Source organism: Xenorhabdus bakwenae (assembly GCF_030272115.1).
Taxonomy (GTDB): Bacteria; Pseudomonadota; Gammaproteobacteria; order Enterobacterales; family Enterobacteriaceae; genus Xenorhabdus; species Xenorhabdus bakwenae.
Map to the genome: position 1 here is coordinate 68,916 of NZ_CP119193.1, position 8,254 is coordinate 77,169.

The 8,254-nt window shown below is 36.9% G+C and carries 11 protein-coding genes; 4 read left to right on the forward strand and 7 right to left on the reverse strand.

All coding sequences use genetic code 11. From position 1 onward, the window contains the following. Positions 1-332: 332 nt before the first annotated feature. Positions 333-1,493, reverse strand: coding sequence for a tyrosine-type recombinase/integrase (locus PXH59_RS00545; RefSeq protein ID WP_285808255.1), 1,161 nt, complete (start codon positions 1,491-1,493; stop codon positions 333-335). Positions 1,494-1,659: 166 nt separating this feature from the next. Here PXH59_RS00545 and PXH59_RS00550 point away from each other — a divergent pair, with 166 nt between their 5' ends. The 3 genes from PXH59_RS00550 to PXH59_RS00560 all read left to right on the forward strand — a co-directional run bounded on the left by PXH59_RS00550 (position 1,660) and on the right by PXH59_RS00560 (position 2,504). After that, positions 1,660-1,884, forward strand: a complete 225-nt coding sequence (locus PXH59_RS00550; RefSeq protein WP_285808256.1) for a hypothetical protein — start codon at positions 1,660-1,662, stop codon at positions 1,882-1,884. Positions 1,885-1,959: 75 nt separating this feature from the next. Next, on the forward strand, positions 1,960-2,157 hold the full coding sequence (locus PXH59_RS00555) for a hypothetical protein (protein WP_285808260.1): 198 nt from the start codon (positions 1,960-1,962) through the stop codon (positions 2,155-2,157). Between the two features lie 116 nt (positions 2,158-2,273). Next, the gene (locus PXH59_RS00560) at positions 2,274-2,504 is read left to right on the forward strand and encodes a hypothetical protein (protein WP_285808262.1); all 231 of its coding nucleotides are present in this window, start codon (positions 2,274-2,276) and stop codon (positions 2,502-2,504) included. 56 nt (positions 2,505-2,560) lie between these two features. Here the strand turns inward: PXH59_RS00560 and PXH59_RS00565 are convergent, their stop codons facing one another. The 5 genes from PXH59_RS00565 to PXH59_RS00585 all read right to left on the reverse strand — a co-directional run bounded on the left by PXH59_RS00565 (position 2,561) and on the right by PXH59_RS00585 (position 6,176). Beyond that, positions 2,561-3,076 carry a hypothetical protein gene (locus PXH59_RS00565; protein ID WP_285808265.1) on the reverse strand — a complete coding sequence of 172 codons (516 nt, stop codon included), beginning with the start codon at positions 3,074-3,076 and terminating at the stop codon, positions 2,561-2,563. A 12-nt stretch (positions 3,077-3,088) separates the two neighbouring features. Beyond that, entirely contained in the window at positions 3,089-3,628 is a 540-nt protein-coding gene (locus PXH59_RS00570) for a hypothetical protein (RefSeq protein ID WP_285808266.1), read from the reverse strand. 741 nt (positions 3,629-4,369) lie between these two features. Continuing rightward, the gene (trfA, locus tag PXH59_RS00575) at positions 4,370-5,158 is read right to left on the reverse strand and encodes a plasmid replication initiator TrfA (RefSeq protein WP_285808267.1); all 789 of its coding nucleotides are present in this window, start codon (positions 5,156-5,158) and stop codon (positions 4,370-4,372) included. A 132-nt stretch (positions 5,159-5,290) separates the two neighbouring features. Beyond that, a complete protein-coding gene (locus PXH59_RS00580; RefSeq protein WP_285808268.1) occupies positions 5,291-5,710 on the reverse strand; it encodes a hypothetical protein in 420 nt (139 codons plus the stop codon). A gap of 184 nt (positions 5,711-5,894) precedes the next feature. After that, a complete protein-coding gene (locus PXH59_RS00585) occupies positions 5,895-6,176 on the reverse strand; it encodes a helix-turn-helix domain-containing protein (protein ID WP_285808269.1) in 282 nt (93 codons plus the stop codon). Between the two features lie 380 nt (positions 6,177-6,556). Here PXH59_RS00585 and PXH59_RS00590 point away from each other — a divergent pair, with 380 nt between their 5' ends. After that, positions 6,557-7,111 carry a hypothetical protein gene (locus PXH59_RS00590; protein WP_285808270.1) on the forward strand — a complete coding sequence of 185 codons (555 nt, stop codon included), beginning with the start codon at positions 6,557-6,559 and terminating at the stop codon, positions 7,109-7,111. 298 nt (positions 7,112-7,409) lie between these two features. Here PXH59_RS00590 and PXH59_RS00595 read toward each other — a convergent pair. Further along, a partial coding sequence (locus PXH59_RS00595) for a RepB family plasmid replication initiator protein (protein WP_352232052.1) occupies positions 7,410-8,254 on the reverse strand: 845 nt, incomplete at its 5' end.

Sequence of the window (8,254 nt, forward strand, 5' to 3'; positions counted from 1 at the left end):
TAATTTGGTGTTTATGCGGTTAAATTCGAAATCAATAGCGGCATCAATTTTTTGAACCAAATGATTTTGAGATACAAGGTCATCAGGTGATGAGTATTTAGAAGAAGATAACCTCTAGAGAGAGGTATTTTTAGGATAGAATCAAGCTCAGTTTGTTGAACTAAAATTGATTAAAACAAGCGTCGAATAAAAAATAACATTTTTTCAGCAAGTCGAACACCGGCAATAATGCCGGTGTTCGTTATTACACTCAAACTTTCAGGGCAGAAAAACGATGTAACAAGCCTTATTATTTTCAACGAAGTTTGTTAATAATCTTATGGTGGACGAGATCAAAGTTTAAGCCAGCAATGGTATTGATTTAAAGCTTCTTTCATCTTGTGTTCGACATGCGTATGGATATAGGTTTTATCAAGCTTACTTAGAGCGTGATTTAACAGCATCTCTCCTACCATGTAATCGACACCCAGATCTGCCCACACAGTTCGGGCGACTTTTCGCAAATCATGGGCACTCCACTTGCCAGCAGAAAAATGCTTAATTTGAGCACTTGCGGTACTTGCTGATACACATTGCCCACTACGGATGCCATTAGGGAATAGAAACTGACCAGTATAACCCTTCGATTTTTGGGTTTCTCGATGCAAATTTAATAAAGTTTTAGCAACTGTTGTTAATGGCAAACGATGGGCTTGCTTAGTTTTTGTATATTCAGCCGGTAGGAACCAATAATTATCATCTATATGGGACCACTTGGTCTGTCTGGTTTCCCCGATACGCGTTCCAAACATCAGCATCATCAAAATAAGCATTCTGAGACTATAATGACAATCCATCAAAGAATGCAGAACAGCAGGGATCTCAGCCGTTCTAATTCGTGCATCCTTGGGATTAATTCGTTTCTGAATAAAATCGGTAAATTGCAGAGATGATAGTGGATTAGTCTCTATACGATTTTGCTTGAATGCCAGTTTAAATGCAGCTTTAAGCGCTGAAAACATCAAGCGCATATTTGATAACGAGTATTTACTTTGAAGTGGCCAGATAAGACTATCATCAACGCAGGCATGGTTTAGTTCGTGAATAAACTTGCGCCCCAACATAGGAATTAGATGTTTATTAATAACGGATTTCAAAGTTGCCTTACGCTTTTTGGAAAGCTCACGATCCGACAATAAACGATCACGATACCAAGTTAGTAAATTTTCTACTTTCTGAAAACTACCAATTTCCACTATTGCATCGGTATTCATATCCAGCTCTAACAATAAGTGGGGCAATCGCTCTTTTATGATGTTCGTTGATACAGCTGGGTATACACCAAGCCGAATGTAATTTTTTCCTTTTCTAAGCCACCAGGTGCCAGATCCAGATCCCTTATGCGGACGCAATAAAATTGTAGGACACGATGAAACCTTAATTTCGCAATCTATAGATGTTTTTAGTGCTCGCTTAACCGCTGATTCAGAAAAATTGACTGTGAGTGTCTGCATGAGTATTCCAATCAACTGAGTTTCACCTTTTTCTCAGCTTTCTTTAAAAAAATCCTGTACATTGTACAGCAATTGGATGTATATTGGCGTTGTTGGCATCAGGGGTACTAATTACCTCAATGAAATTAGCACCTCATTTTATTTTATCTACAACAGGAAAATGTTGATGACAACATCACAAAAAAATTCAGAAAGAGAAGACAAAAACAAGATGATCGTACAGTCAGCGTACTTTCAAGGAAATTCAGCCAAAAATCTGACAAGACATCAGTTCGCTGATTTCTGTGCAGATGCCCGGAGGTTAGCCGACAATATCTGTTGTGAATTCAACCTGACAGGCAAAAAGGCTAATGGAGATAAATTCGAGCTTAGGATCAAACCGCAGTTTTGAAGGATTGGCGTATCGCCCCGACCAAAGATTGATACGCCGTAATTTACACACCACACAGGAAGAAGGATTCCTTCAATGAACAAACAACAGTTATCCAGATTAGAACGCTCAGAGCGCCTGATATCTATTCATTGCTATTTAATGCGTAAATCTGTTCCCTATTCTATTCAGCTAAAAAGAACGCTGCAAGCAAAGATCGTTCATATCGACCAAAAATTAGGATTTTATGTGGATAAATTTTGGAAGTTTCTTAACAGTTCTATACAGCCGTAAATATTACTAATGAGAGATTTTGTTAAAAGGCGGTTTTCCCGCCTTTTAAAGCACCAAATCCTGTACTTTGTACCGTTTTAATGTTATTTTCTATGAAATATTCATGGGAAAACAATATGTCTAATAACGAAAAACTCAAAGTAATTCAAAAACATTTTAAACTTAAAGCCACGCAAATAGCAGATATTTGCTACAAAACCAGTGTTAACACTGTTTGGGCTTGGCGTACTAATCCTGAGAGTACTCGATTCCGAACTATGAACGATGGTGAGTATGCTTTACTTGTAAATTGGCTGGTAAAAAATGGGTATATCACTGAGTTATCTGAATTAGATAAATTATTTTAACTACTATAGATATATAATAAGCATATAATTAATACTTATTATATATCCAATAAATATCAAATAGATATTTTTGACCGTAAGGCACTTTCAAGCATAGCAAGAGCAGAGCCATCTTTAACCATCTTCGCATCTACTCTGATAACACACCAACCAAGAATAGCGGCTTCACCGTACTTTATACAATCATCATGAAAGCCTGTCGGCGTTAAATGACGTGATTTTTGAGTAATTTTTTTTCCAGAATATGAATCGTATTTTTCCTTTCCGTGGTTATATGTGCCACCTTCAACTTCTACCGCAATTTTTTGTTCCATCCAGGCAAAATCAAACCGCCAGCGACGATTAGGATGAAACTGTAACTCATCTTTTCCCCATAGAGGCATAGGAAGGCCAGCTTTCTTGATTTGGAGAGAAAAAGATATTTCTAATCCACTCGGTTCCCTATTCCTTGAATGCATTGTGGAAACTGCTTTTATAGACTTTCTGCTAGTGCTCTTTAGTGCTCTTATCGATGTTCGATCAGCTAAAACATTTCCAGCTTTAACTAAATTCGTTAGTTGTTCTTCAGTCATAACGCTCTAAAATTACAGGTAGGTATCTATTGGTTTATTCTTGAATCCAGCCATTTCCAATAAACAACGCCAATTTGAATAATCAATACTCCTACTTTCTCCTTCTTCAGCAATCCAGTACCGAATTCCCCTGGCACTACGTCCCAAAACTTTCCCAATCATCTCCCCTGAAATTTCGCATCCTACTTGTTCTCCAGTTCGCCGTAAGATAGCTGCTTTCAATCCTTTCACCATATAAGGCGTTGGTGCTTTCCAGCGTTTATATGGAATCTCTTGTGGCATTGCCCAAATCATCCATCGGCGAATTTCTTGCTCTTCACGGTCAACATTCCATTGAATACCATTACTGGTATTAAAACACCCATATGGTACTGCTTCTGGATCTTCTGATTGGAGATAGACATAGCCTTGCTTACCAAGCATTTTCTTACATAACTTAAAATACATTTGTTCAGCACGGATAAAATCCTCTGTTTCAAGGTAGTGAATCCAGTTAGCTTTATTGGATATATGTCCGTCATCACTCCAATAAATTTGAAATGGTTTACTCATTGCTTAGCCTCTCTTTGATGCTCACATTATAGGCACATAGTTCCCTGCTAGTCAGCAATTACTTAAAAAGCCGTCAAAGACGTTTTAAGCGCTTTAAATCGTTTTTGATGAAAAGATACGTTCTGCATCTTAAAACGTTTCCTGATGGCGATTGAGTGGATATAAACGACCTTTTGAACCAGCAGACTCTAATTAACCTAATTTGATAATGAAAAATTAGATCTGTCTATTTTTTTAGCAGGAAAAATCTCTTATTATTTTTATTTAAAGGACTATTAGAATTATAAAGTAGATATAGAATAGTTACAGATAGTTATAAGATGGTTGTAATCAGAAAAAAGCAATACTAAAAAAAACACAACCATTTGTTTAATATACATTTAAACTAATAAAAGCATCTCGATTTATGCTTTTATTGGTATCTCCATTTATGCAGGCCGGTATCTCTATTTATTCGTTTCGGCATCTCTATTTATGCAGGCTGGTATCTCCATTTATTCATTTCAGTATCTCAGTTTATGCATTTTATTTCTTTAACTAAACTGTATATCAACAAAAAACAATACTGTATATAAACATCTTTTCCACAGGATGTGATTAAATAAACATCATTTTAAATACATAGAAACATAAGAATGGCATTCTTGGATAAAGAAAGTGCCATTTTTATTATGGTTTAAGTGTTTTTTGAGTAAGAAAGAAAATAGTGATTCTAGCTAAACTATTCGGATGGGAATGTGGTTAATTACGAAATACCCGATCTGAGCTTTTATCTATATAAGCATCAATAATACCAGAAGCTTTTAACAACTTTAGTGAAGCTTTCAGTTTTTGTCGGAATGTTTTCAAATCATGCGATTTTGAACCACAGCTACGCATTATTGTTTCTACAAACACTGCATATTTGTTGTTTTTTTTATGGCTGGAAAAGTAGAACTGAAGCCACTTAGCTATGTGATTGTTCATTAGAGCTTGCCTGTGCTTCAATTCGATTCTAGCAAAGCCAGAAGAAGCAAAGAATTTAACCAACTCTACAGGTAAACGGTAGTGCCAAAAACGCGCCATTGTTCCGTTAGCGTCTTTATATTCGAACGAATCAACCAAGTTGAAGTTAAAGCGATGTTGCACCAAATTAACTCCATCACTCCTGGTAATCAGACCTTCTAAATTGGCTTGACTCAGACGGCGCATACATTGCAGCAATCGATCGTAGTAAAATGGTGTTCTGCTCCATCCAAGAGATTTCATTAACTCAGAGCGCTTAAATACTTGTTGACCAGACAAATCAGAATCACGAGCATAGTGTAGCAGTTCTAAAAAAACGTCTAGGTCGTCTTGACGCAGTTCAGTTCCTATAAACTGTAGTTCCATTGGTGAATTACTTCCGTCAATCCTAGCCAAAAGAATTGGTTTGGTATAACAATTTCGTTCTTTGGAAGTACCTACTGTGAATAATGCATAACGAGCTAATTCATTTGGGAGGCATCTAACTGCTTTAGCCCATGGTTTTTCAATTAACTTTATTGACATGTGGTCATCTCAACTACAACAAAAAACTGCTGAGAAAGAAAACAAATTCAACCAGCTAAAATCACTTATTTGGCCGCGAGTGATCTGAGCCATCATATTCATTTTCATTGGAATCCTTCTTCCTTGGGTGAGTTACTTTTTCTGTATAACAGCAGCAAGCTCTGCTTCCAACTGGCTTAGAATAGTGCGCTCTGAACGTACAGTAATTTGAGCATTGTTAAGACGTTCTTCACGTACTTTAATTTCGCGACGAAGTTGTTCTGGATTTCGACGTTCAGGCTCAGAGATAAACTCATGTTTATTTTCTCTAAGCTGTTCAAGAAAAGGGCTATGATAATCTTTAATGGCGGCATCAATATTTATCTGTTCATAAGCTTTGGGATTAACATTACGACAGAATTTATGAAGAATCTCACGGCAAGCAGCATATTTCAGGCCATTAATCGCCGCAACATCAGCTGTTTTAGCACCTCTTAAAATAGCAATAGCTATTTTCTTTCCAAATTGATGTGTAACTTCTCGTTCTCGTATGATATCTGTAGTCTTGTCCATTTTGATTTCAACCTTTCAACGTCACCGCTAAATCATGGTTTAACGCCTTACTTCAAAAGCGCCTTTAGATGCCACAACAAAATTTTATCTTTTGCAGTGCACTGTTTACCGCTTTTAGCGATGACGAGAAACAACAAAAAAATATTATTTAATTTTTTTCCCTGTTCAAAATCTCGCAGACAAATCAGATTTCAAACTCAATATCACCAGATTCTATACCCTTGAGAACACTCTTTCCCTTGTCAGTTAGTGTGATCATAGTAGGGGTGCGACGCATGGCTGGAATCTGTTTTCTTTCAACAGTAATCAGACCTTGCTTGTTTAGTGATTTGAGTATTTCATCTTTCCCTGCGGATTTGATACCAGCATTAACATTGAGGCGTCGAGTAAGGTTAGTCATGGCTATCGTATTCTTTTTTTCCTTTTTAAGAATTACAAGAACACGCACTTCTGAGTTTTTTAGCATATTGAAATCCATCAATTTTGTTATCTAGTTGACAATCATCATCATGCTACATGAAGGACGCTCTCTCACCAATCACCAACTAACTTTCTGCTGTTAGTAAAAAACTCTCTGTTTCCCTTTAGTTAACTTGTTAAAAAATACACTAACTATAACTTAAATCACCATTTAAATTACGTTAATAATTACGCTTTTAATTACCATACAGGAATTTATTAACTTTTGTCTACTATTGGCATTAAAACTAATTGAAATATTTTGAAAAACACTTTTCTGGACAGACTTATTCAATTAATTTACCTCACTCAGTACGTTAATCGTGTTGATAACTCACCAGAAATACACCATTGATTCACTTCATTCTACGTAAGGAAACAACATTTATGCGTCATTTTTTCTCCGAATATCGGGACTCAATTCTTGCTTTTGTCGGCATCATTATCGCCTGTATTTCACTCGGATTTACTCTTTGGTTGGGAAAGGAACAGATCAAACACAATCATGTCTCTGTAGGACCAAGATTAAATGCGTATTTCACCCATAATGGGAAAAATGATAGGGAAAAATGGGGAATCTACGTTATCAATAACGGCATGGGAACGGCGTTTGTTACGAGTATTACCGTAACAGTAGATGGCAAACCAGTTAATGCCGTTGATAACAACATCTTTGTTGGAGCAGCACAAGCGCTGGGGCTTGATCCTAACTGTTTTCTGATCGGTGGACCACGACCTAACGATTCTTTCAAGGTTGGGGAAGAAATATTATTGATTGAAACAGGAGATTCAGATAAAAGCTGTGCTATAGAGCGACTCCGCTTTCAATTGGCATCACAACCTCCACAGCGACTGGATTTTGTACTGGATATAGAATCTATCTATGGCGATAAGTTCCGTTATACACTCTCACAGAATCGTCAAATACGGTTAGGGCACTAGTCAAAATAGGAATAATGCATTCCTTGAAGACCTGAACATAATCAATTGAGTTAGAAGGTGTATCCTAATTGGGTTGTAATAGCCCCCACGCCAGAAGGTGTATCTTAATTGGATTCTGGCATGGGCGTTCATGTTACGAGGTGTATTCTAATTGGGTTGTAAGCATAAGAAATTGTCCAAAAAAACGTTTTATTAGGGTAACGAGAACTCGCCAAAGCTAAAAACGTTCGAACTACAATGCAATAACCCAATTAGAATACACTGAAGAGCAGTTTTACCCTTTTTGAATACACCATAATTATTGCTCAGATCTTACTGCGAGCAACTTTTTATTCCTTTCATCCACAATATAATACGTTTCGTTGTCTTTTCGAACAAAACTACCTGATAAAAAACCAATTGATTCAAGCTTTTGAATTCCAGTTTTAATTTTCCGGTTAGCTTCTTTTACGGAAGTATTGAGCTGCAAGCGCTCTCTCAGTCTCTCAAAAGACACAGGTATCGGTCGTTCCGGTAAGGCAACAAAATAAAGATAAAGACATTGAGCTACTTCAGCTCTGGGTAATTTATCTAATACTTTGAGGCTCACAAGAACCTGGTAATCCAGACGGTAAAGCTCCCATAAATTTTCGTCGGCCATCAAAGTTACAATGTCATCAAATTCATCATATTTAGCTCTTAGGAGTAACCCGGTGTGCACCCCTTTTACCGCTCTTTTACGTAAGAATGAAAGCTTCTGAGACTGTATGCGGCCTAATGAGTCACCGATTTGACGTCGTAAATTCTTATCGAATCTACGACTTGGGTATCCACAGAACTTAGCGAATTCACTAAACTTTAAAGTAATTTCATTTGATCTCGCACCATAAGTACTGAATGCGAAAACAATTCCACACCACACTTTAAAATCAGTTTCTACATTTAACTTGTCACCACGGACACTTACATGATCATAACCTTCTTTCTGACATATCTCTAAGCTTCTAAGATCTTCGGAGAGATCCATTTCTACATATTTTGTCGAATTTCGTCTGCCAATCGGGGTAAAAACACCCGTTCTGAGTAATACATTTGGTTGTACGCTTGTTGTTGTATTGCATGATAAAATGGGCATTTCAACATTCAAAAATTCCGTCGAGGGTA

Excerpts from the sequence above, each read along its gene's own strand:
- PXH59_RS00550 (WP_285808256.1), top strand. The coding sequence starts at position 1,660 with ATGACAACATCACAAAAAAATTCAGAAAGAGAAGACAAAAACAAGATG.
- PXH59_RS00560 (WP_285808262.1), top strand. The coding sequence starts at position 2,274 with ATGTCTAATAACGAAAAACTCAAAGTAATTCAAAAACATTTTAAACTT.
- trfA (WP_285808267.1), bottom strand. The coding sequence starts at position 5,158 with ATGTCAATAAAGTTAATTGAAAAACCATGGGCTAAAGCAGTTAGATGC.
- PXH59_RS00580 (WP_285808268.1), bottom strand. The coding sequence starts at position 5,710 with ATGGACAAGACTACAGATATCATACGAGAACGAGAAGTTACACATCAA.
- PXH59_RS00555 (WP_285808260.1), top strand. The coding sequence starts at position 1,960 with ATGAACAAACAACAGTTATCCAGATTAGAACGCTCAGAGCGCCTGATA.
- PXH59_RS00585 (WP_285808269.1), bottom strand. The coding sequence starts at position 6,176 with ATGCTAAAAAACTCAGAAGTGCGTGTTCTTGTAATTCTTAAAAAGGAA.
- PXH59_RS00545 (WP_285808255.1), bottom strand. The coding sequence starts at position 1,493 with ATGCAGACACTCACAGTCAATTTTTCTGAATCAGCGGTTAAGCGAGCA.
- PXH59_RS00565 (WP_285808265.1), bottom strand. The coding sequence starts at position 3,076 with ATGACTGAAGAACAACTAACGAATTTAGTTAAAGCTGGAAATGTTTTA.
- PXH59_RS00590 (WP_285808270.1), top strand. The coding sequence starts at position 6,557 with ATGCGTCATTTTTTCTCCGAATATCGGGACTCAATTCTTGCTTTTGTC.
- PXH59_RS00570 (WP_285808266.1), bottom strand. The coding sequence starts at position 3,628 with ATGAGTAAACCATTTCAAATTTATTGGAGTGATGACGGACATATATCC.